Origin of the sequence: Paenibacillus sp. FSL R5-0744 (assembly GCF_037972555.1) — a bacterium.
Taxonomy (GTDB): domain Bacteria; phylum Bacillota; class Bacilli; order Paenibacillales; family Paenibacillaceae; genus Paenibacillus_AQ.
Map to the genome: position 1 here is coordinate 2,210,908 of NZ_CP150228.1, position 24,441 is coordinate 2,235,348.

Genomic DNA, 24,441 nt, shown 5'->3' on the forward strand with positions numbered 1-24,441 from the left:
ATTAAGCTAATGGGTAGGAGGTTTAAGATCAATCTCGGAGAACCGTACCACAAATAAGGGCAAGTTTTTTTTTTTGAATTCCTTGCGGCGTATGGGTTTGAATATATGTGCGTAGGTCACATTTCGAAGAAACAAGAGAAAGGTGCATCGGTTCATTTTTTGATTTGTAAAAAGGTGTATATGAAAGTAAACAGATATCTATTTTCAAGCATAAAATTGCCTCATAGAATTAGTCGTAAAGGGGCCGTTTGGAGCTTGGATAAAATGGACACTCGGATCAAGACCATGTACCAGACTTGTTAAAATCATTTAAACCTAAGAAATGGGGATGAAAGATGAAGCGAAGTCAGAGGTATCCAAGACGAAGTTCCTTGCTGTTATCATTTGTGTTAATCTTATCGATTGTTTTTTCTGTTCAACCATCAGTAGTGAAGGGAGAAGGGGATAGGTCGCCGAAGATTTCGCAGGGGCAGGAGGATCAACAGCCTTTACTTGAAGTTCCTAATCAGCAGGGACAACAAGAAAAGTCCGATCCTGATCTCGAGCAACAACCCCAGTCTAACTTAGAACAGCCGCTTGCCGCTGCTGCTGCAACAGGATATTTCCCACCAAATACCGCGGCATCTGGGAATGTGAAGAACATGGCTTTGCTTTATACTGGATATTACGGTGGACGAACGACATACGAGGGAAGAGAAATCGGCACGTATGACAAGAATACGCTTTTGCCCTATGTTGCGCACTACAACAGTAATAATGTGATGGATGACACCTTTTTCGATTCATTTCTATTTCTAGGAATCAACACATCTGACTATAGAGATTTTGGTGATACAGCGGACCCTGCCAAGTGGACCTATAAGGCGGATTGGGAATGGTATATAAACCGCATTTTCACCTCTAATCAACAGCTCGATGCCCTCAATCAAGCAACCCAGCAAGTTGCAACCACACTAAACCTAACAAATTACAAATCCAAAGTATATATTATGCTGCCTTATCCTAATAGCGAAATCACCAATTTCGGAGATGTCGATAACGACGGAATCAGCGAAAATCTGAATTCGATGCCTAGCAATATGACGAAGGTAACCAAATGGTATATCGACACCGTATTAAGCAGATGGAATCAAGCCCAATACAGCAACCTTGAATTAAAAGGCTTCTACTGGTTCCATGAAGATATTGATCCCGGCAATCCGGGTGAAGTAAATGCAATTAATAACTCTGGTAACTATCTTCATACGCTTGGTCTGAAACTTGCCTGGATTCCATACTTTGGTGCCGGACAAAGCAACAACCGGAATAATTATGCAATCGATTTTAGCATCCAGCAGCCCAATCACTATTTCGTTCCGGAGACTGATTATTCGAGAATGACGAATGTATCGACCCAAGCTCAAACATATAATAAGGGCATCGAAATGGAGTTTGACGAAAGAGCGATGTTCGACCCCGATTTTAAAAACAGATTCGATAATTACTTAAAGGCCGGCGTAGAATACGGATACATGACGGGAGCGGTCAAGGGTTGGTATCAAGATATTTTTGGGATATACAACTTGTATAAAAACAAGAATAACAACGGTGTAAACGGAGTTTATGACGGGAGACAGATGTATGAAGATATCTACAAATTTGTTAAAGGAACGTATACCATTCCAGTTAATCTTGCAAGCGGTAAATCGGCAGTAGCCTCATCCAACCAAAGTTCTTCTCTATCCGCTGCTAAAGCTGTTGACAATTTGCCGGGTACACGGTGGTCAAGCCAACAGTATTCAAGTACAGAGTGGATTTACGTCGATCTCGGGCAAGCTAATAACATCAAACGCGTTAAACTTAACTGGGAGTATGCTTACGGCAAGAGCTACAAAATTCAAGTATCGAATGATGCGGTCAATTGGACCGATGTGTATTCGACAACGACAGGCAACGGAGGTGTAGACGATATAGGCTTTGTGCCTACAACGGCAAGATACGTGAGAATGCACGCAACAGAGAGGGGCACGAGCTATGGTTACTCTATTTATGAGTTTCAAGTATATGGAGACAGCGTCGGATCCGCTACTACAACAAATTTGGCGTTAAATAATACAGCTACGTCATCTTCCAATCAAGAGGCAGCTCTTTCTCCGAATAATGCGGTTGACGGTAACGTGACGACAAGATGGGCCAGTCAGTTTGCAGACCCGCAATGGATTACGATCGACCTTGGGCAGGCTTATAACATAAATCGAGTTATATTGAATTGGGAGCTTGCCTATGGCAAAGGCTACAAGATTCAAGTATCGAATGACACTGTCAACTGGATGGATGTGTATACGACAACGAATGGAGACGGGGGGATTGACGATATATTCTTTACTGCCGTAAATGCAAGGTATGTAAGAATGTACGGAACCCAAAGAGCTTACTCCTTCTATGGCTATTCCTTATATGAATTCCAGGTTTATGGCAAACCGAATTTAGCGTTAAACAAATCGGCAACATCCTCTTCCAACGAGACATCTACATTAACGGCCGATAAAGCGGTGGATGGTAATGTAACGACAAGATGGGCCAGCCTGTATTCAAATCCGCAATGGATCTATGTAGACCTCGGACAGGAAACCCGCGTCAACAATGTCAAACTCAACTGGGAGTATGCTCATGCTAAGGGCTATAAGATTCAGGTGTCGAACGATGCAACCAACTGGACGGATATATACATGACAACGAATGGAGACGGTGGTATAGACGATATCTACTTTGAACCGGTAAATGCAAGGTATATAAGGATGCATGCGACAGATCGAGGCACAGGCGACTGGTATTCTCTTTATGAGTTCGAAGTTTATGGCAGCTGATCCATTAGCATACGTAAAGCCTAATATGGGGTTCTCATCCCAAATAACAAAACAAGCCCATGCACGAAACACTGTGCCGGGCTTGTTTAGCTTGGACCCCATCACATGTCAGGCGGAATATATCCAATATCTCGGCTATTAGTTGACCGGATTTGCTGGTGGGCACGTGTCGGCGGGACTGCCTATTTGGAAAAATATGACACTCCCGCAAAGGATGGCTCAAAAACTTGCCATTACAGACAGCGCGGTGAACCGTATCACAAATAGAGGCAATTTCTCTGAAGAAAAACTTGCAGAAGTCTGTATTTACAGAATGCGGACCATTAAGAGTAGGTCAGTCTTTATGGAGTATATTGTGTAAACAAGCCTATGCGCGCTTTTTTATTGTTATACAACATATGGATTTGGTTTGAATGACAGACTCATTCTTTAAAATAGGGTGTAATCCCTTTTGAATATAGGTTCTCTACTAACTTGAAAAATTCTTCTGACGATAAATCCTTTTGACGCTGGAGCCAAAGACGAAATAAAGAAAGGGCAGTTGTCAGGTAAAACTCAATGAAGTATGGCGTTAAGGATTGGTTTTGCGGAACGTTTAATTTTAATTGATCCAAAGTGATTTCTTTTTTTAAGCGTTTTAAAAAACGGGCACTTCCATAATCACCCAAAAGGGCATTAAGAACCAGGAGATGTTCTTTTTTATCCAGACAATAGAGCGTATCTTGAACTGTATCCATCGATAGCTCTTTATTTGCCAATTCTTTTTTCATTTCATTCAATAGGTCATTTTCAGCAGAGTCTAACAATTCGTAAATGTCAGTAAAGTATTGATAAAAGGTGCTGCGGTTATATCCTGACTTATTCGAAATTTCCTGAATCGAAATTTTCTCAATCGGCTTTTGGCTATATAACTCACAAAAAACTTCTACAAACTTTTGTTTTCTCCGTTATTTGGGGTTGCTTTTTCATGTTTCCCTCCTATTAGTGAATAAGAATATCATCCGACAAATCATAAAAAACTGATGGTTGATCAAGGAATAATGAAAATTTATAATCACATCATACAACACGTTGTCGGATATTCCAAAGGGAATATTAATAAGTAGGGGTGGTTTATATGTCAGCAAAACAAGATAGAATTTTAATTTTTGGTGCAGGTGTCATCGGGAGCATGTACGCAATTAAGCTTATTGAAGCAGGGTTTGACGTTAGCCTGTTTGCACATTCGAATAGATATAAATCATTAAGAGAAAATGGCCTGCAGTATATAGAAAAAGGTACAGTTAGATCGATACAAGTGAATGTCATTGATACGCTCGAAAATGACAATGTATACGATTTTATTTTCGTTACCGTTCGTTATGATCGGTCCGAAGCAGCGTTGTTAGCGCTAAAAGATAATCAAAGCAAAAATATAGTTACGATGACTAGTAATTCAATTGGATTTTCTTCGTGGCTGGATATCGTAGGGGATAGACTTTTACCAGCTTTTCCCGGCTTCGGCGGACAGATTAAAGATGGAGTATTGCATGCTCGATTTCTACCAAAGTTTATAGCGGCAACTGCATTTGGAGAAATTAATGGTGTAGTGACAGAACGCATAGAAAACCTTGCAAAAATTATTTAAAACTGCAAAGCTTCCCTACGTTATTAAAAAAGATATGCAAGCGTATCTAATCACACATTCCGTATCAGACATTGCCATGTTGAGCTTTTTGCATTCTGAGAATAAGATTATTGACAAAAAAACAGCCAGAACTAGAAAGACAGCACGCAAAATAACATTCACTTTAAAAGCGTATCTAAGGGCAATACAAAAAGCTGACGTTTCAATTGATCCACCAATGCTTAAAATGGTGCTTAAATTTCCAAACTTATTTTTGGACCTTTTCTTTATGACATGGCTACGAACTAAAATGGTTAGGGATATGATGTTGCCGGATTATGCGAATAATGCTAACAATGAGATTGTGCAGCTTAGTAATGATTTAATGAAATTTTTAAGTCAACATGATATCAAATCGGAAATACATGTTCAGTAATTAATTTTGTCAATATCCCTTGGGCATGACATGCGGCAGATGGGGCATTTCTTTCCCCTACATATCAGCATATTGCACTGCGCCATCGTCACGAAACCTTACAAAAGTGTTAGGTGATTGTCATCTAGATCAATGGCATCAACCTAGCAGCTCCTCTATACTAACCCATTGATAGGATTATTTTTAAGGGGGAGTTTGTCGTGAGGTTTTTTGAAATGCTGTTATTCTTTTCAAATGTTAGTTTTTTGGCACTCCTGTTCATTTTAAATCAACGTATTCGAAGATCTGCTTTGCTCCTGACAAGCGGAGCAGGCTCCATTTTTTTAGTGATACATTTGCTTGTCGAAGGATACAGGGTTCAGCTTGTATTTTTATACGGATTTACGATCCTGATGCTTATGCTTTCGCTTATGGACGTTTTCATAAAGCGGAAAGTCGCTCGGACTGCCTCGCGAATTCGTAGGGTGCTGGGCCGCCTTTTTATCGTGATTGGGCTAATCGTAACGGGGTGCTTCCTATATGTGTTTCCTGTATTCGACTTTCCGGCGCCAACCGGCGAGTTGCAGGTAGGCACGAAAATCTTTCATTTCATAGACCAAAACCGGGATGAAACATTTAGCAAAACCGCGACAGGCAAGAGAGAATTGATGGTTCAGGTATGGTATCCGGCTCAAGATGGCACTGGCAAGTACGCTCCCTTTATTCCAGATACCCAGATTTTACGTTATATGGCTACGAACTATGGCCTTCCCGGGTTTACTTTACAACACCTAAAGTACGTATCCAGTCATGCTTATTCGGGGGCTGAAGTCTCTTCTGCACAGACTTCATACCCACTGATCCTTGCGAATCCCGGCTTCGGCTCTTCCAGGTTCCTCCACACGGCGCAAGCTGAATATCTCGCGAGTCACGGATATATCGTGGCAGTGATTGACCACACCTACAATACATTTGCAACCAAGTTTCCAGACGGTCGAATCACGACCAGCACAACTAACGATTTATTCTCGCCTGACCATGATTACCAGACAGAAAGAGGTAATCGCGACAAGTTGGGTAAAGTTTTAACCGACGATGTGGCGTTTGTGCTGGACCAATTCGAGCTCATCCAATCGGGGAAGATTCCAAGTCATCTAAAAGGGAGAATTAATCTCGGTAATGTCGGTGTATTCGGTCATTCCATCGGCGGAGCGACGGCCTATGACGCCTCTTACGATCCGCGAATCGCGGTTGGAATAGACTTTGATGGAGGGCTTTATCGTTTGCGTGAAAGAGAGGGTCTGCGTAAGCCGTTTTTGTTCATCAACTCGGAAAGCGAATTTGAAAAATTAAAAATGGTGATGGATAACCGGGTCTACACGGATTCAGAGCTTAACCGTATGGGCTCAACAAGAGAGTGGGAGGATAAAGTAACGGAAGATAAAAAGTTGGAACTTGAACGGATGCGCCAGACAGTCGACGAAGGGGGAAAGATTCTCTATATCGAAAATACGGAGCATTTGAATTTTACCGACGTACAGTTCATTACTCCGATATTCAAAATACTGGGCGTTACCGGAAAGATTGCTCCCGAAAGAGCAAACTCCGTTATTAATGCCTATATGCTTGATTTCTTCGATATGTATCTGAAAAATAAAGGCGGAATCTTAATGAAAGGACCGAATAGCGGCTTTCCGGAGGTGAAGTTCGTAACCTCACTATTATAAATTACGTAACAGGCTACCGATTTTGATAAGCTCCTCTTCAAGTAGACAAAGGTTTAATTAATAACCCTTACTTGAAGGGGAGTTTTTATTTTGTCTAAGAAGAATGATGTTCCCATTCGCTTTAAGCAGTGTTCTGTTAATCCTAATTTGCTTGAAGATCCGACTCACAGACTCGTCAAGCTTGTTGCTATTGAACGGAGGGTATATGAAACAAATTAGAGTCGTTGGACCGCAGAATTTCAGAGTCGCAACGACGGAAGTTCCGTTATTGGCACCCGACGAGGTATTGATCGACCTGCAAGCTTGCGGCATCTGGCTGTCGTGATGACCGGCTGCCTACTAGTCTTACTTAGTTATCGTTTCTTACAGTTAGCTATGCTCGCCCTTATTTGGGTTAGTTACTATTTAAGATTAGGTTTTATCTAAACGTGTTATGCCTTCAGACGCTTTACATCCTGTTTAGGCGGAAAACCAAACATCCGGGAATACTCACGGCTAAATTGCGAAGGGCTTTCATAGCCTACTCGAAATGCCACATCGGTGGCATCTGCTGACTCGATTAGTAATAACCGGCGGGCTTCCTGAAGTCTCAGATGTTTTTGGAACTGAATAGGGCTCATTGCAGTAACTTCCTTAAAGTACCGATGAAACGAAGAAACACTCATATTCGCTATTTCGGCAAGCTCCTCAATCTTAAAAGAACTAGCATAGTTATTCATGATATGTTCAATAACATCTTTGATTTGATGAGTTGAGCTTCCTTCCATTACAATATGTTCCAATGCAATCCCATTCTGCCCTTGTAGCACCCGGTAAATAATCTCTTTTGTAAATAATGGAGCTAGCACTGGAATGTCTTTAGGCTGATCTAACAAACGAGCCAACCTGAGGACGGCGTCCATTAAAGAAGACTCCATCTGGCTAACAAACATAGCTCGCTTAGGATTTTCTTTAGCGTAAACTCGAACTTCAGTATTCTGTAAAACCTCTAAAATTTGACTTGGTGTAAATTCAAGCTTGAAGCCTAAATATGGAACATCGGGAGTAGCTTCGGTGACTTGGGCGATAACTGGCAGGTGAACGGATGCAATGAGGTAATCGGAGGGGGTGTATCTAAAACGCTCCTGTGCCAGCCATACCTCCTTAGCCCCTTGAACCACCATACAAAAGGAAGGTTTATAAACTCCATGTCTTGGTATGGACGCATTCGAGTCACGCATGAAAAATAAAGACGGTATAGCAGTTTGGTGAACACCGTCCTGTTCTGAGTAACAATCAATAATTTTTAGGAGTTCGTTCTGCTGTTTAGTGATTATTTCAGACATTTGATCCTATCATTCCCTCATTTTTAATAGTCTGATTATAGTCCATATTCATACGATACAGAAGTGGTAGTGAGAGGATTAGGCAAACATTTGGCATGAATGGGATAACGGTCGCTTTGTCATCTGGTACATAATAAGGATGTACAAGGGGAAATTACACACAATCATTGAAAACCTGGAGGGTAATATCATGCAAAAAGTAGTTTTGAACAATAATGTTGAAATGCCTATACTCGGTTTTGGTGTTTTTCAGATTCAAGATGCAAACGAATGTGAGCAAAGCGTTTATGACGCTATTATGGCAGGTTATCGCCTAATTGATACTGCAGCCTCTTATCAAAATGAAGAAGCAGTTGGTAGAGCAATTAAACGGAGTGGTGTAGCAAGAGAGGAATTATTTATCACTACAAAGCTCTGGGTTCAAGATGCGGGTTATGAACGCACAAAGAAAGCATTTGAACAATCACTGAACCGATTGCAGCTTGATTATTTAGATTTGTATTTAATTCATCAGCCATTTGGCGATGTGTATGGCTCTTGGCGTGCGATGGAGGAATTATATCGTGAGGGCAAGATCCGTGCTATCGGCGTTAGTAATTTTCATGAGGATCGTTTGATTGATTTAATTCTTCATAATGAAGTAGTCCCAGCTGTAAATCAGGTTGAAACGCATCCTTTCAACCAGCAAATCGAAAATGCGGAATTTATGACTGAAAATAATGTTCAAATCGAGTCATGGGCACCTTTTGCTGAAGGGAAAAATAATTTGTTCCAGAATGAGTTACTGGTATCCATAGCTGAAAAGTATAATAAATCCGTGGCTCAGGTGATTTTACGGTGGCTCACACAAAGAGAAATCGTTGTGATTCCGAAGTCAGTTCGTAAAGAAAGAATTATCGAAAACTTCAATATCTTTGATTTTGAATTAAGCCAAGAGGATATGGCATCCATTGCTACGTTAGATACGAATCAGAGTTTGTTCTTTTCACATCGGGATCCTGAAATGGTGAAATGGATTGGTACTCGTAAACTCGATATCTAACATATTTTCGAATGAACTACTTTGTAATTACTCCAATCTTATGAGATAATAGAGTTTTTCCGTTGATTCTATTTTTCATGGCATAACGTGATATGCCTGATCAAATATTGGAGGTAGGCTTGTTGGCGACACAGTATCCTTTTGAATATGATCGGACCAGACCTTTTATGGAGCAAGTAGGGGAATGGGTCGGCGATGTATTCTATGAAATTCTTCCTGAGGCAGGATTTGAAGTTCGTGATGAACAGATTTACATGGCGTTTCAGGTGGAGCGAGCTTTTGCTGAGAAGAAGACGATTTTTGCTGAGGCAGGGGTCGGTACGGGTAAGACTTTAGTGTATTTGTTATATAGCATTTGTTATGCGCGGTATATGGGTAAACCTGCGATTATCGCTTGTGCGGACGAGTCCTTGATTGAGCAGTTGGTGAAGCCAGAGGGTGATATTGCCAAGCTTGCGAAGCATCTGAATATGAATATTGATGCCAGACTAGCGAAATCTCCAGATAAATATATGTGTCTGAAAAAGCTGGATCATGCTCGCAACAATGATGATGGGAGCTTGCCGCTGGAGAGTTTATATGGTACTTTACCTGATTTTGTACATTCTCATGCACCGATGCAGCAATTCCATGCCTATGGCGACCGTAGGGATTATCCAGATCTGAATGATGAACAATGGAATAAGATCAACTGGGATACGTTTCAGGATTGTTTTACTTGTGATATGCGTCATCGCTGTGGACAAACGTTGTCCCGTGATCATTACCGGAAATCAAGCGACCTGATCATTTGTTCCCACGATTATTACATGGAGCATGTCTGGACTTATGAAGCGCGTAAACGAGAGGGTCAAATTCCTCTGCTTCCAGAGCATTGTGCAGTTGTGTTTGACGAAGGGCATTTGTTAGAATCTGCCGCCATGAAGGCGTTAGGCTATAAAATGAAGCATGTTGTCTTTGAAGAACTAATCTCTCGTCTGTTACAGAATGAGATTCGTGAAACGCTTGCTGTTCTTATCGATGAAGCGATTATGCAAAGTGAGCAAATGTTTAAACACATTCGTCGTCAATGCCGCACCATTCCTGGATCGGATCGAAAAAGCATTGAGCTAAATGCATCGCTAATCCGTGAGGTGCATCGCATGCGTAGTGTAATTGCCGCTATTGAAGAAGAATTAGTATTCGAAAGTGGACTGTACACGATTGATGAATATCAATTGCGGATTGTGGAAGAACGTTTGGAGACCATAGAGATCGCATTGAGGTTGTTTGAGGATTCAGGTGCATTAATCTGCTGGGCGACAGAAGATAGCGATGGCTTAACGCTGTCGGTCATGCCGCGTAATGTTAAGGAAGTACTTCAAGACAGCTTATTCACGCAAAAAATGCCAATCGTATTCTCTTCGGCTACATTATCCGTGGATAAATCATTCCAATACTTGAAGGATAGTCTTGGGATACACGACTTCCTGTCTTTCTCTGTAGACTCACCTTATGATTATGAGCACCAGATGAGTATCTATGTACCTGAGCTTCAGAGCGGTGATTTTGCTGAGAAAATGAAGATCTCCCTGAAGCTTATCCAGCAGACAGAAGGAAGAGCCCTGTTGTTATTCCGTACTCGCGAAGAACTTCTGCAGTTCAAGCAGCTCAGCTCGCAGAGAGCAGAATCCAGCAAGTATTCTTTCCTCTATGAGGGGGATCAAGAGATCAGCTATCTGATCTCAGCTTTTCAGCGGGATGAGCATAGTGTGCTTTGTGCGGTGACACTGTGGGAAGGATTAGATATACCAGGACCTTCACTATCTAATGTGATCATTTGGTCGCTGCCTTATCCTCCGCTTGACCCTGTATTTATGGCAAAACGTGCGGAGACTTCCAATCCTTTTGAAGATGTGGATTTACCTTACATGCTGCTAAGACTTAAACAAGGAATGGGACGTCTGATCAGAACGGGTACGGACCAAGGAATTGTGACGGTGCTTGCGGAAGCTGAAGGACAACATCCCGTTCACGAGTATATAACTTCTGTACTCCCGAAGGGAACTAAGCTCCAGAAGCTTGAAGTGTAAATTTAAAAAAAATTAATATAGGAACACAATTGCTCTTTTGGAGAGGTGGATGCTTCGGCATTCTCCTTCTCGAAGGAGCTTTTTTGTGTGAATGTGAGGAAATAAAGTAGCTAATTGAGATGACGGGTAGAGGATAAACCTGCAAAAATACATCTTTTATTTATATAAGCAATCGCTAACCGACTTATTCATGCGGATCTGCAGTAATACTTGCGTCAGAATTCATTTTCAAGTGATAAGCGGGGGGATTGCTGTATTTTTGCAGTATTTACCGATGTGAAAGAGGATATCAGAACATTTGATGTACTTTAGCAGGAATTCACTAATTCGGTCATGGATTGGATAAGTGTATGCCGGATCATTGTCAGTCGCAGATGGGGAGAGCGAATAACATTTAATAATGAAATGGCGCTCATGTACATAAATGAGTTTTTGCATGGATTCAAGCATAAGGATTACTAATCTTACGGATAGTATATTGGTATTTAACTTTCGAGCCATGGCGTATTATTGTTGATTCATGGGGGAAGGGAAATACATACCTCCGTCATCTAGAGATTCATACAAGGGGTGTACACGACATGGGGGATTCACAGGGATTATACCAATCGAACAATAAGAAACAGGTTGGTTTTGCACTTGGGATTGGGTTAACCTTAATCATTGCATTAGTCGCAAAATATTTAGCAGGCTTTCCATTTCTCTCTATTATGGGCCAATTGGTCATTGCCATCTTAATCGGAATTATTTGGCGGGCAACAGTCGGAGTGCCGGGTACGATCACCCATGGCACTGATTTTTCCAGCAAAAAGTTGCTACGTCTAGGGATTATCCTGCTCGGTATGCGGTTGAATTTAATGGATATTGTTGCTGCAGGTCCACGGGTATTTCTACTGGCTGTGATTGTGATCGTATTTACGATCTCTGTTGTATACGGACTTGCCCGACTATTCAAAGTTGATAAGCGACTCAGTATCTTAACCGCCTGCGGAACAGCGATCTGCGGTGCGGCAGCGGTGGTGGCGATAGCCCCACAAATCAAAGCCAAAGACGACGAAACTGCGATTGGCGCAGCGATAGTTGCAATTTTAGGTACAATATTCACGTTGCTATATACATTTTTGTATCCTTTACTAGGCTTATCGAATCTAGGCTATGGGGTTTTCTCTGGAGCTACCTTACATGAAATTGCTCACGTCATCGCAGCAGCAGATGCAGGTGGGAGCGCAGCAGTAGATATGGCGGTTATCGTTAAATTGACTCGGGTGGCCTTACTCGTTCCTGTTGCTATCTTAATTGGGGTTTGGACCAATCGTGCAGAAAGAAAAGTGCAAGGTGGACAATCTAAAGCCTCATGGAAAAGCATTCCTATTCCTTGGTTTATTCTAGGCTTCTTACTCGTCAGTGGTGTGAATTCATTAGGGATCGTATCAGCATCAGTGGCAAATGGAATTGTAACGATAGCTTATATGCTAATCGCTATGGCGATGGCTGGACTTGGTTTAAACGTTGATTTGGCCGCATTTAGACGACTGGGGATGAAATCTTTTGCAGCAGGGCTTATAGGTTCGGTCTTGTTGTCCTTAGTTGGATTTACATTAGTTCACTGGTTTGGTCTGGCATGATCTTTTGCATACATTAGAATCGTAAGAAATGAACTACTTCATATCTAAAAATGGTCCTTCTGTGTATCATTTCATGTGGCTGGGTATGCATGATATGGATGGAGGAACATCAGTTGAAATATTGCATAGGGGAATTTGCTTCCATTCTCGGTGTGACTGCGGATACGCTGAGGTTATACGAGAAACATGATATTGTTAGGCCCACTAAAGATAACAGCAATAATTACAGATATTTTAATGATTTAGATGCAAGAGATTTACTTATGAGTAGATGGTACAGAAGTATGGGAATTCCATTACCGGAAGTGGCAAACCTCATGAAGGAGTCTTCTTCAGAGCAAGTTATGGGTAGGATGCAAGAAACAGCATTGAATTTAGAAGAAGAGATCAAGCAGAAGACGATGCTGCTTAATAAGATGAATGAAATTCATAAAGAACTCAGGGGATTAGAGTCCTCTTTATATACGTGTAAACTTAAACAACTGCCAGGTATGTACAGACTAAAGCAAACGGATAAGAATGCATTAATAAAAAATGATATGGTTAAAAGTTTGGTCAACACTTGGATGGATTTACTTCCTTATGCATTTTATTCTTTTAGAATTGAAGATACAGATAACTTTGTCAGCGAAAACAATAATTTTGATTACAGCTGGGGCCTTACCTTACTAGAGGAAGAAGCGCAAAAATTCGAAATGGATAGCGAAGAATATGCAGAGTATATTAGCCCAAGTCATTGTATCTCAGCTACCATATTATGTCCGGATGAAAAATATATCACGAAGAACTCTTTGGAGTTCATGATCGACTATATCGAGGCTAATCATTATGCCATAGCGGGAGATGTGGTCGGGAAATTATTGCTTACTGAGAAAATCGAAGGCCAGAATAGATCTTATTTGGAAGTGAATATCCCAATCCAATAGCTTCTCTTATTAAACATCTGCTCTTTGAGCAGATGTTTTTTTCTAGTTGGACAAAAAGTATACATTGACCTTGGTGCAGCACCAAGGTTTAGACTTCGGTATATAGCCTGTCAGATTGCGTTGTTGATTAATCATTAAGTTTGTGAAAATTATCACGTTATCTGCATCAGGTTATAAGATATTAGACACTGGGGGAGAACAGAATGCGGAACAGAAATTTCGTTAAGAAAATGCTCATGTTATCTTTTTGTATGGTGCTGATCGTTTCCATGCTGAGCGGATGTACGGGAAATGGGGAGTCGGCTAATTCGTCGTCATCGTCCTTTAAAGCGGGTACGTTCACTGGGGAAGCGGAAGGTAAAGAGGGAATTATTAAGGTAGAAGTAACTATGGATGAGCCCGATAAAATTAAAGATATTAAGATTGTAAGCCAATCGGAAACAGGGGGCCTAGGCGATAACGCACTTGAAAAAATGAAAGAACAAATTCTAGAAGGACAAACCTTGGCGGTTGATGCTGTTAGTGGTGCCAGTCTTTCCAGTGAAGCCATGCTTGCCGCTGTAGAGGATGCCGTAACCAAAGGTGGAGGTAATCTAGAAGTCCTCAAAGCTGGAGGTGTCAAAAAAGCCGGTGAAGGGAAAACAGAAAAACTGGAAACCGACGTTGTTGTAGTGGGCGCTGGAGCATCCGGTGTATCTGCGGCGGTTACAGCAGCTGATAAAGGTGCGAAGGTTATTATTATAGAAAAAACTGGTGTCATCGGGGGAGCAAGTAATCTGTCTTGGGCAGGTAAGTTCTACAACTCCTCTGCTGCTACTAGTAATAATCTAAAAGTAAATGTGGAAAAAGAAATTGCGGATTGGATTGTCAACAATCACTGGAGAGTGGATGCAGCAGCGATTAGACAATATGTTACTAAATCCGGTGAAACTTACGATTGGTTAGCCGAAAAAGGATATAAAACTAGCTTCCTGAACTTCTTCGGCGAACAATTACATGTGTTGCCGGCTTATGAAACCCGTGAAGAGATCCTTCGGAAAATGTTGTCCGAATCGGTTGAGCAACATGGCGGACAAGTGATCACAGAAACGACTGCCAAGAAGCTGATTACGAATGAAGCTGGAGAAGTTACGGGAGTAGTCGCTGAGAAAGCAGACGGTACAACGCTAGAAATTTCAGCGAAGAGTGTCATAATGGCAACGGGTGGTTATGCTGCAAATAAAGAGATGGTTAAAGAGGCTTTTGGTTTCGAAGGGGTTAACGGTGGATTAGGACAAAACGTAGGGGAAGGTCTCGAAATGGCATGGGAAGCTGGAGCCAAGGTACCGGACAACTTCGGTGGACAAATGCTTCACCAAACATTAGCTAGAGCAACACAAGGTCTAAAAGCACAATATGAGCTTTTTGAAGCAAGTTATCCACTAATGTTGACTTATCTTCCGAATTTCATGAATGTAGGTACTTCTGGCGCAAGATTCAGAGATGAAGCAGCGACTCTAACTTCGGTTGCAGCAGCGAATACAAGTGCATTTAATGGACCCTATCATATGGTTATTGTCTCGAAATCCCAATTGGATGCACTTCAGACCAAAGGAATGAACGGTGTTCATGCACCAAGTCTTCCAGGAATGCCACCGGAATTCTATGCTGAATTTGCGGATCAATTTACACTTGAGAACCCTTGGGCAAATGTCGGGAAAGTATTTGATTCGATGGTGGAGAACGGAGATGGCTTCAAAGGAAATACGATTGAAGAATTAGCTACGAATGCAGGAATGGATGTTGACGTGTTTGTAGAAAATTACAATAGTTATAAAGAAGCGACAAAAACTGGTGTTGACTCTGAATTTGGTAAAGCTGCTGAGTATTTAGAACCTATGGGTGAAGAAGGTCCATATTATGCAATCATTGCTGAAATCAATAACTTGGGTTCTGTTGGGGGCTTGCTAGTAAATACAAAGTTCCAAGTTCTGAATGATAAACGGACGCCAGTGAAAGGATTGTTTGCTGTAGGTCTTGAATCTGAAGGCGTGTTGTTTAACGATACTTATGTTGGAAACGGCGTTGGTATTGGGTACTCCTTTACCTCAGGTCGTCTTGGTGGGGAGAGCGCGGCAAACAGTGCTTTGAAAGCTAATTAACGACAATTTCCCGGAAAATAATTGAAGATTTTTAAAGACGCAGGGTGGAGCCCTGCGTCTTTTTTGCTTGAGCTTAGAGCCATTCTTCTTTTAACAAAGATTTGAGATGCTCTACGTTAGCTGCCCCAAGCTTGTTAGCGATTCTTTGCTCTAATTCGATTTTGGTGATCATCATTCTTTGATTGCATTCGATACCCTTCTGGGTAAGGATGATGTTTTTGTCACGTTGATTTCCTTTGACCTCCACGGCTTCTACATAGTTGAGGGATAACAGTCCTTGAATACTTTTATGCGTACCCTGTCTTGAAATATGAATAATTCTACTGATTTCTGAGATTGTGAGCATTTCATGTTTTTCAAGAACTGCTAGGATATGGGATTCAGTCTTATTAATTTGGTCCGGGTCTTGGTCAGTCACTATTTTACGTAGGGCTAGATGTTTCTCACTAAGTAAATCAATAAGATTCATTTCTTGCAGATGGTTATCCATGTGAACACTCCTAAATCATCGCTCATTAATCCAAGTATAAGTCATTTGTATTCATTGTCAACTTGGTTGACTTAGTTCGAATGGCTGTGATATTGTAATCCAGGTTGACAATACTGAGAGATAAAAGGAGCTTGAAGATGGGAAGAAACAAAAAAGAAGCATTATTATTTACATTCATCATGTGTGCTTTGATGGTGCTGGGTATGAGCATTTACAATGTAGCGCTGATGGAGGGCTGGTCAGGTACGTTAGTTAAAGATGTGATCATCGGCTACGTACCTGCGTTTGTAGTTGCTTTTATTCTGGATGTCTTTGTTGTAGGGAAAGTTGCGAAAGGGATCGCACATAAGCTGGTAAAAGAGAATGATCCGATGATAAAAAAAATCATGTTCATCTCCTTTTTTATGGTGACCGGAATGGTGCTGTTTATGTCCTTCTATGGCGCACTTCTTCATGTAGGGTTCACCTCAGCACTACCGATGGCTTATCTGTCTGCGATAGGTAAGAATTTCATTGTTGCACTTCCACTGCAAATTCTATTAGTCGGGCCTCTTACACGATTTATATTTGTGAAAATAACTCCTGCTACTGCATAGAGAATGTTTACATCACCATTACGCAAATCTGCAGGTTAGGTAATACTATTACTCTATATTGATAGAAACTATCAATAGGAGTGAAAATCTACTTGAAACCCACTGGTAAAGCTATTGTTTCTCTTATGCTTACAGCTGAGATGTTGTTAGGTTCCGCTTGGATGGCAGGTCCAGCAGTGGCTGCATCCGTTCAATCAGGTACGCCTTATACGGCAGACGGTCAATACAATGTGAAGATTCCTCATATTATTGTTAATCAAGTTTATGGTGGGGGTAACACTGCCGATGCATCAGGTGGATTTTTCTCGAAAGGTTACATTGAATTATATAACCCAACTGATTCCGATGTGAGTTTAGTAGGTTGGTCTGTACAATATTCGGATCCTAAGCTCGCTGGGCAATGGAGCAAGTTGGATTTGAACGGAACCATTAAAGCTCATTCTTCTTATCTCATCACCGATGATGCCAACAACAAGGATCACAAAAACGATATCAGTGCCAAAGGCGATCAGTCCTGGCCGGGGATGTATTTTAATAACAAAGGCATGAAGGTTGTTCTGCTAAGCAGTACAGACTTGCTGCAGGTTGTGAATCCATTTCAAACAATGTCAAGTAGTTACGTGGACATGATTGGTGTAGCAGCAAATGATGATAATGCTAAGATAGATGGATACGAGACGGACTATCCTACGGGGAAAGCGGAAGGTACTTCTAAACAAAAGTCCGTTCGACGCGTTGCTTTCGTAGATTCAGACAACAATAAAGCAGATTTCAAACAGATTAGCTTTGATGCCTTAGATGCTTCAGCTTTGGCCTTGGCAAAGCCGCATAACAGCGCAGATGGACAATGGGGAATAAATGTAGGCGATCTTGGCATCGCAACTCAGAATCTTTCAGAAGCAAAGCTCGGATCGCCTTATTCGGTAACATTGTCCGTTTATGGGGGAGTACAGCCTTATTCTTTTGAAGCTACGGGTTTACCGGACGGACTATCATTGGATGCAGCATCTGGGAATATTAGTGGAACTCCTACGAAAGTAGGGGCGGCCACCGTAAGTATCGCAGTGTATGACAGTTCGACACCCCGGAAGAAGACAGAAGCTATAGTACCACTGAATGTGGCGGAAGCCGCAGCACCTTTGACTCCAGATCTACTTAGTGTAACTAAGATCGGCGGATACGCTGTAGGCGTGACCAATAAAGATGGCGGCGTGGCGGAGATCGTGAAGTTTAACCGTGATAACGGCAAGTTCTACCTCGTTAATGGTTCATCTCACCCTGCAACAGTTGATATTGTGAATCTCAAGGACCCTTCTAATCCGCAAAAAGAATATAGTATTAATGTAGAACAGCTATCCGAAGTGGATGGATTTACATACGGAGACCTGACGAGTGTAGATATCAACACCGCTACTAAACGGATCGCTGTAGCCATTCAAGAAGAAGATGCTATGAAGAACGGTAAGGTTCTTGTACTCGATTATGATGGTAAAATGTTGGCTTCTTATGAAGCTGGAGTACAACCGGACATGGTGAAGTATACCGATGATGGCCGTTACATTTTGACAGCGGACGAAGCTGAACCACGCACGACTGTCGGTGATCCTGAAGGTAGTGTAACGATCATTGATACGCTCAAGGACACTTCGATTCAGGTGAAGTTCGATAACCCTGATGTAATTGACGATCTTGTCCATATTCGTGGAGTAGCTGATCCGGTAACTAAACAGATTACGGGCAAAGGCGAAAAAAAGGATGCGATACGTGATCTGGAGCCGGAGTTTGTCGTGCTTTCTGATGACCAGACCATTGCTTATGTAGCGCTTCAAGAGAATAATGCTATTGCTGCCATCGATATTGCCTCCAAGCAGGTTCTATGGGTTAAAGGATTAGGTTTCAAGGACTTAAGCCTTCCTAACAATGCTCTGGACCTGGTAAAAGATAATAAAGTGAATTTAGAAAATGTTCCATTCTTCGGTACGTATATGCCTGATGGTATAGATCAGTACACGGTCGGAGGTAAAACTTATCTGTTCACGGCCAACGAAGGTGACGCAACGGAATGGGATAGTAAAGTGAACGTGAGCTCAGTCAAAAAAATGAAGGGCTCATTAGATCCGGAATCAGATGCGGCTAAGTTTCTGAATAAAAATAAAGATAAATATGATAGTGTAGAAGTTATGTCTGACATGGGCAATGATGGAATTTACTTGTACGGTGGCCGTTCATTTTCCATTTGGGAAGCAGATTCTATGGAACAGGTCTACGATAGTGGCAGCGACTTTGAAAAGATTACCGGAGAACGCCTGCCAGAATATTTCAATGCAAGCAACAGTAACACGACCATGGATAACCGTAGTACCAAAAAAGGACCGGAGCCTGAGTATGTCAAGGTAGGCAAGGTTGGACAAAAAGCGCTGGCCTTTATTGGTCTAGAGCGAATCGGTGGTCTGATGACTTATGATGTGACGAATCCAGAGGAACCGAACTTTGTGAACTATATAAATACACGTCAATTCACACCTGCGAACACCATTGAAACGGACACTGGTCCAGAAGGTATCGAATTTATTTCGGCAACATCAAGCCCGACTGGATTGCCATTAGTACTCGTAGCGAATGAAGTTGGTGGTACGGTGGCCATTTATCAATTGAATGTATCGAAGGTAACACTGAATCGGACTTCTTTGTCATTGAAGGTTGGCGAAGCTTCAGCAACGCTTGAGGCTAGCGTAGTTCCTGCTGAGGGTGGATCGAATGTGGTAGCTTGGAGTTCTTCGAATCCAAGTGTTGCTTCCGTTGATAACAACGGAAAGGTCACTCCCTTGGCAAAGGGAACAGCGGTTATCTCCGCCTATAGCGCAGATGGTTATGGCGTAGCTGAATCTACTGTGACCGTATCCGCAGTAGATCCGGTGATTTCAAATCCGGGACCTGGTACAACGGTAACGACTAAAGATCCAGTTAAACAGGCGACAACACCAGCTGTAACCACAGAAGGTAATAAGATTATCGTAGAGGTTAAGGCTTCAGCGGATGCAGAAGGTAAGTTAGTTGCCTCCGTTACTTTGGATATGGTTACAGAGGGACTTAGGTCTCTGGCGAATAATGCTAATGGTCAGTTGATATTCCGCTCTAAGGTTGATGCAGCTTCAGGTGAAGTTCTACTTAACTTCCCATCGAGTGCTTTTGCGGCACTTACAGGTAGTATTGCAAAGTCAGTTGTAGTTGAAGCAGGAGCTAGTACGATAACATTGGATCGTAATGCACTCTCGGCTGTGCACACAGCAGCAAAGGGTGAGGACATTAAGCTGTCCATCGGCAGTGTGGACACGGATGGGAAAGGCAAAGCTCAGGCTGTGGTTGGCAGTCGTCCAGTAATAAACCTGGCGATTTCCGCTGGCAGTCAGCGTCTCTCTAACCTAGGTGCTGGTTTTGCGACAATAACAGTGCCGTATACACTAGGAGCAAATGAAGATGCTAATGCAGTCGTAGCTTATGATTTGACGAATGCGGGGCAAGCGGTTGTACTAGCAGGCAGTAGCTATAACGCAGCAAAGGGACAACTGAATTTCCAAACTTCACAATTCTCCACGTATGCAGTAGGGTACAACAAAGTGAGCTTCTCTGATATTGGCAGCAGCTTTGCTAAAGATTCTATTACGTATTTGGCAGCTCGTGATGTAATTACCGGCATTGGTGAAGGTAAGTTCGGAGCTAAGAGTCAACTAACCAGAGCAGATGTTACCTTGCTCCTAGCTCGATTGGCTGGTGTTAATCTGGGCGCAGAAGGAGCAGGAAACTTCACAGATGTTAAGGCTGACGATTATTATGCGGCAGCTGTAGCGTGGGCTAATCGCAAGGGAATTGTTACCGGCGTGAGTGATGGACAGTTCAATCCTCGGGTTAATGTAACTCGTGAGCAGCTCTCTGTCATGATCGTGCGATTAGCGAAAGCTATGAACTGGACATTGCCTGTAAGTGGCGACAGTTCAGCTTTTGCGGATCAGAAGTCGATAAGCTCTTATGCTCTTGAAGCAGCCGCAGCTGCTCAGCAGGCAGGAATTATTTCAGGCAAGCCTGTTGCAGAAAGTACGGGGCTTAACTTTGCTCCAAAAGATACAGCGACTCGTGAAGAAATAGCTCAAATGTTAGCGAAGCTGTTAAAGCTGAGTCAATCTTAAGCGATCATCATATTTTTTGATGATAATAGAAACGCTCTCCAATGCCATGATGGGCAAAGGAGAGCGTTTTGTTTTAAGCTCTCTTTTTTACAGGTTCGAGCAGATTTAATACATACTCATTTCCGCTGCCTTTGGGACTATCGTTACGGATATGCTCTTCAAGACATAATCTTGAATCGTGGTCAGCTTGATAATCAAGGTTATTATCCAAAAAACTCATCAGTGCTTGCCATGAGCCGTAGATATCATCACTGCTTTCCGTCATCGCATAGAGACCGCCGTCGAACCGCATCTCTTTAAGGTGGCTTGGTATTTCTACATTTTCAGGAATGGAGGCACAGAATCCATAGCCATAAGGGTTATTCTCACCACTAGGATGCGGATTTGTATTCCCGCCAAATAAACGTGCCGTCCCCAAGAGGTGGCTAGCTTCCAACCATTCCAAGACAGGTAGCATAGCTTCATCCTCTGGGGATGTACTGACTGCAATGTTATAAGCAAATCTCATAGTTGGAAGTGTAATGAATCTTACATGGATAGGTGGAGAGTGTTTAATTGTTGTCATAGATAGAACCTCCTCATTCTCATTCAAATCATCCAATGTATTGCATGATTCTTCATTCAGCTCTAATAACAAATGGTTAGTTATGGACTCCTCCGTACGTGCGGATATTAATTGTAATAAGAAGCGGATTTCGCGATCTTTTTGTGTTAGCTTGGATTTCTCATTATGAATTGAAGCGGATTGCTGAAGAAGTGTTTCATACAAGGACTGTACGGACATGTTCTTTAGAACGGTTCCGATATCTTTAATACTAATATCAAGCTTTCTTAATAATGCAGTGATTTGAATGGCAAGAATTGCGTGCTCATCATAAATTCGCCAACCCGAGCTAGCCTCACGGTGGCTTTCAAATAATCCTTGTGCTTCCCAGTGACGCAACGTCCGACTCGTCAGTCCGATTTGCGTAGAAAGCTTATCAATGGTCACAAATCCACTCATAGACAACTCCCGTTCTATTGATTGATAAGGCGCCCTATAAGAAGTATTTTAGCACTTAACGTTACGTCAATTGCAATAGGATAGTTGTGAACGTGTACTCGACAAAATTTACATTTCTCATACAAAACTGTGTCCGGTATTTAATGTACAGCTTCTACAATTTAGATATTAGTAAAAAGTACCTATTGCCATATGAGGCTTTATACGGAGGATGATATTGTTGAAGGCTAGGTCTATGCATCTATCAATGAAGTGGAAGTTGATCTTGAGTTTTTCTGCCGTGGTACTATTCTTTCTAGGGGTAGCGCTATACCAAAACTATAAAATCAATCAAGTAGAAATCTCTATGGAAACACAAAAAATGGAGATGGAAAAAAGAATTACAGTATCCACCATTACTCAACTGCTTCAAGAAATGAACAGTGTGGAGACCTCTCTAGCGGGTTCTAGCGATTTAGAATTTACCCAACCTTTTAAAGACAAGCAGACAAAGCTAATGGAAGAATTGGGTAAAGTGAAGTTTGAAGCAGATTCGCCAGCGTCTAAGGAGTTAGAACAGTTACATAATCAAGTTGGAGGATATACAGGCTATTTTGACGGATTAGTGAATACCCTAAAGGATGAGCAGCTTGATCCCATGGCCGTTCTGGAACGAATTGATGAATTACATACGAAGGCATTGGCTATGAATAAAGCTATGCTGGAGACCAATGAGAAACTATATACAGCAGCAGCAGAGAACGCAGAGAAGGCTCAAGACTATTCTTTTGATTTGTTAAATCTGACTAGTTCTATGGGGGCTTATGCAGCAATACTAGTATTCATTTTCACACTTACTATTGCTGTTATGCTTATTCGTTCCTTCCTGAACCCTATAAATAAGCTGCAAGTGGCTCTACGTAAAATTGCTGAGGGAGATTTGCGGCAGCAGATTAATTCGCCATATAATGATGAGCTAGGAAGTCTGAGTCATCATTTCGACCATATGGTGTTGCGGGTACGAGAGATGCTTCAGCAGACCCAATCGGTAGCTTCTTCGCTCGCGACTTATTCGCACTCTTTTCAACAATCTTCATCGATCACCGCTCATACGAATCAAGAAATCGTAAGCACAATACAGGAAATCTCTGTAGGCGCTGAGCAGCAAGCCGGACAATCTGAGCAGAGCGCAAGCTTGATTCAGGAATTGGAACGGGAAGTTCATGAAATTACGGAATATACCGAGGTTATGCTCTCGACAAGTCAAACGGCTAATCACAATACTCGAAAAGGTTCCGAGTCCGTCATCGCTTTGCGCGAGGTATCAGAGCACTCACGTGAGTCTGTGAATAAAGTATATCTTGCTTTAACCAAATTGAGCGACCAATCGAAGGATATCTCCAGAATTACCAAATCGATCACAAACATTTCAAACCAGACCAACATTCTCTCACTAAATGCAGCGATTGAAGCAGCGCGGGCGGGAGTTTATGGGAAGGGCTTTGCTGTCATAGCAGATGAAGTGAGACAATTATCTGATCAGACCAAAGAGTCCTCCGTACATATCAGTCAGATTATTAACGAGCTGCAAGCAGGGATGGATGAATTTCAGCAATATATGCTGGAGACCAAAGGAAATCTTGAAGAGCAGGATCAAAAAGTGGCAGAAACGTTGTCGTCTTTTGAAGCGATAGATCAGTCGATCGTTGAGATTAGTAAGCAGATTGGGCAAATCCATGACAAGGTAGATATGACACAGACTATGAATCGTAGACTCGCAGAGTCTGTTCACAACGTGGCTGCCATTGCTGAGGAAACTGCGGCAGGGGTTCAGGAGGTGAATGCCTCTAGCGTACAACAGGACAACGCGATCCACGACATTGCCCGCCAAGCCGTTGAGATTAATGAGATTTCGCAAAAATTATTCAAGGAAATCAACGTCTTCAAGATTAATTCGGACATTGTAGACGAGATTATCGCTGGGGATGACAGTGATTCACCTGGCGCTGAAACGCCTGAGGAGCGCTCTTATTTGACAATCTCCGCATAGGGGAAGATTTGATTGACTGCCCGCACATCGGAAGCGACTTGATTCACTAATTCAGTAACGTAAAAAGGTAGCTTAGAGGAGAGATTCTTCTAACTACCTTTTTTGCACTTTAAGTGTATTTAATGCAGCTATTGAAGGATGTGTTTTCCTTAAAGAGTGTTTAGTTGTATTTAGTGCAGTTATTTCTCCGAGAAATGACTGTCAGTGGTGTTTAGCTAGATTTTAATTGCAATGAATACAACCAAAGTCGAGAATAAGCTTGGCTAGCTTGATTTAGTTGTATAGAGTGCAGTTATCTGAAATGTTCGCAGAGGTTTTGTGAAATGAAAAAGCTACCACCTTCGCAGAAGATATCTACTTAGGGGTAGCTTTTGTCACATAGATGAATGAGTGAAGAGGGCTTGTGTGTGGGAG

17 protein-coding genes are annotated in these 24,441 nt (G+C 42.0%); 13 read left to right on the top strand and 4 right to left on the bottom strand.

What is annotated here, in order from left to right; genetic code table 11:
• Nucleotides 1-371 precede the first annotated feature (371 nt).
• Nucleotides 372-2,846 (top strand): DUF4855 domain-containing protein, encoded by a 2,475-nt coding sequence (locus MKY19_RS09425; protein ID WP_339802217.1) that lies wholly within the window; start codon nucleotides 372-374, stop codon nucleotides 2,844-2,846.
• A 422-nt stretch (nucleotides 2,847-3,268) separates the two neighbouring features.
• Here the strand turns inward: MKY19_RS09425 and MKY19_RS09430 are convergent, their stop codons facing one another.
• Nucleotides 3,269-3,616 carry a hypothetical protein gene (locus tag MKY19_RS09430; protein WP_339802218.1) on the bottom strand — a complete coding sequence of 116 codons (348 nt, stop codon included), beginning with the start codon at nucleotides 3,614-3,616 and terminating at the stop codon, nucleotides 3,269-3,271.
• Between the two features lie 347 nt (nucleotides 3,617-3,963).
• Between MKY19_RS09430 and MKY19_RS09435 the strand changes: the two genes are divergently transcribed.
• From MKY19_RS09435 to MKY19_RS09450, 4 genes are all read left to right on the top strand, one after another.
• A complete protein-coding gene (locus MKY19_RS09435) occupies nucleotides 3,964-4,473 on the top strand; it encodes a 2-dehydropantoate 2-reductase N-terminal domain-containing protein (protein ID WP_339802220.1) in 510 nt (169 codons plus the stop codon).
• A complete protein-coding gene (locus tag MKY19_RS09440) occupies nucleotides 4,457-4,888 on the top strand; it encodes a hypothetical protein (RefSeq protein ID WP_339802223.1) in 432 nt (143 codons plus the stop codon). The genes MKY19_RS09435 and MKY19_RS09440 overlap by 17 nt, the downstream gene beginning before the upstream one ends.
• 200 nt (nucleotides 4,889-5,088) lie before the next feature.
• Nucleotides 5,089-6,594 (top strand): dienelactone hydrolase, encoded by a 1,506-nt coding sequence (locus tag MKY19_RS09445; protein ID WP_339270096.1) that lies wholly within the window; start codon nucleotides 5,089-5,091, stop codon nucleotides 6,592-6,594.
• A 151-nt stretch (nucleotides 6,595-6,745) separates the two neighbouring features.
• Nucleotides 6,746-6,919, top strand: coding sequence for a hypothetical protein (locus tag MKY19_RS09450; protein WP_339802227.1), 174 nt, complete (start codon nucleotides 6,746-6,748; stop codon nucleotides 6,917-6,919).
• 106 nt (nucleotides 6,920-7,025) lie between these two features.
• Here the strand turns inward: MKY19_RS09450 and MKY19_RS09455 are convergent, their stop codons facing one another.
• Complete coding sequence (locus tag MKY19_RS09455) at nucleotides 7,026-7,919, bottom strand: AraC family transcriptional regulator (protein WP_339270100.1); 894 nt, start codon at nucleotides 7,917-7,919, stop codon at nucleotides 7,026-7,028.
• 190 nt (nucleotides 7,920-8,109) lie between these two features.
• On the opposite strand from MKY19_RS09455, the gene MKY19_RS09460 reads away from it, so the two are divergent.
• The 5 genes from MKY19_RS09460 (at nucleotide 8,110) to MKY19_RS09480 (ending at nucleotide 15,725) form a co-directional block, all read left to right on the top strand.
• A complete protein-coding gene (locus tag MKY19_RS09460) occupies nucleotides 8,110-8,961 on the top strand; it encodes an aldo/keto reductase (protein ID WP_339270102.1) in 852 nt (283 codons plus the stop codon).
• 92 nt (nucleotides 8,962-9,053) lie between these two features.
• Entirely contained in the window at nucleotides 9,054-11,033 is a 1,980-nt protein-coding gene (locus MKY19_RS09465) for an ATP-dependent DNA helicase (RefSeq protein WP_339802232.1), read from the top strand.
• A gap of 581 nt (nucleotides 11,034-11,614) precedes the next feature.
• Nucleotides 11,615-12,658 carry a YeiH family protein gene (locus MKY19_RS09470; protein WP_042186676.1) on the top strand — a complete coding sequence of 348 codons (1,044 nt, stop codon included), beginning with the start codon at nucleotides 11,615-11,617 and terminating at the stop codon, nucleotides 12,656-12,658.
• A 113-nt stretch (nucleotides 12,659-12,771) separates the two neighbouring features.
• Nucleotides 12,772-13,584, top strand: coding sequence for a MerR family transcriptional regulator (locus MKY19_RS09475; protein WP_339270106.1), 813 nt, complete (start codon nucleotides 12,772-12,774; stop codon nucleotides 13,582-13,584).
• A gap of 203 nt (nucleotides 13,585-13,787) precedes the next feature.
• Nucleotides 13,788-15,725, top strand: a complete 1,938-nt coding sequence (locus tag MKY19_RS09480; RefSeq protein WP_339270108.1) for an FAD-dependent oxidoreductase — start codon at nucleotides 13,788-13,790, stop codon at nucleotides 15,723-15,725.
• 73 nt (nucleotides 15,726-15,798) lie between these two features.
• Here the strand turns inward: MKY19_RS09480 and MKY19_RS09485 are convergent, their stop codons facing one another.
• Nucleotides 15,799-16,215, bottom strand: a complete 417-nt coding sequence (locus MKY19_RS09485) for a MarR family transcriptional regulator (RefSeq protein WP_339270109.1) — start codon at nucleotides 16,213-16,215, stop codon at nucleotides 15,799-15,801.
• 137 nt (nucleotides 16,216-16,352) lie between these two features.
• On the opposite strand from MKY19_RS09485, the gene MKY19_RS09490 reads away from it, so the two are divergent.
• Complete coding sequence (locus MKY19_RS09490; protein ID WP_149643876.1) at nucleotides 16,353-16,811, top strand: DUF2798 domain-containing protein; 459 nt, start codon at nucleotides 16,353-16,355, stop codon at nucleotides 16,809-16,811.
• Nucleotides 16,812-16,903: 92 nt separating this feature from the next.
• Nucleotides 16,904-20,995 carry a choice-of-anchor I family protein gene (locus MKY19_RS09495; protein WP_339802236.1) on the top strand — a complete coding sequence of 1,364 codons (4,092 nt, stop codon included), beginning with the start codon at nucleotides 16,904-16,906 and terminating at the stop codon, nucleotides 20,993-20,995.
• Between the two features lie 73 nt (nucleotides 20,996-21,068).
• Here MKY19_RS09495 and MKY19_RS09500 read toward each other — a convergent pair whose 3' ends face one another.
• A complete protein-coding gene (locus MKY19_RS09500) occupies nucleotides 21,069-21,998 on the bottom strand; it encodes a MerR family transcriptional regulator (protein ID WP_339270114.1) in 930 nt (309 codons plus the stop codon).
• Between the two features lie 346 nt (nucleotides 21,999-22,344).
• Here MKY19_RS09500 and MKY19_RS09505 point away from each other — a divergent pair, with 346 nt between their 5' ends.
• The gene (locus tag MKY19_RS09505; protein WP_339802239.1) at nucleotides 22,345-24,027 is read left to right on the top strand and encodes a methyl-accepting chemotaxis protein; all 1,683 of its coding nucleotides are present in this window, start codon (nucleotides 22,345-22,347) and stop codon (nucleotides 24,025-24,027) included.
• Nucleotides 24,028-24,441 lie beyond the last annotated feature (414 nt).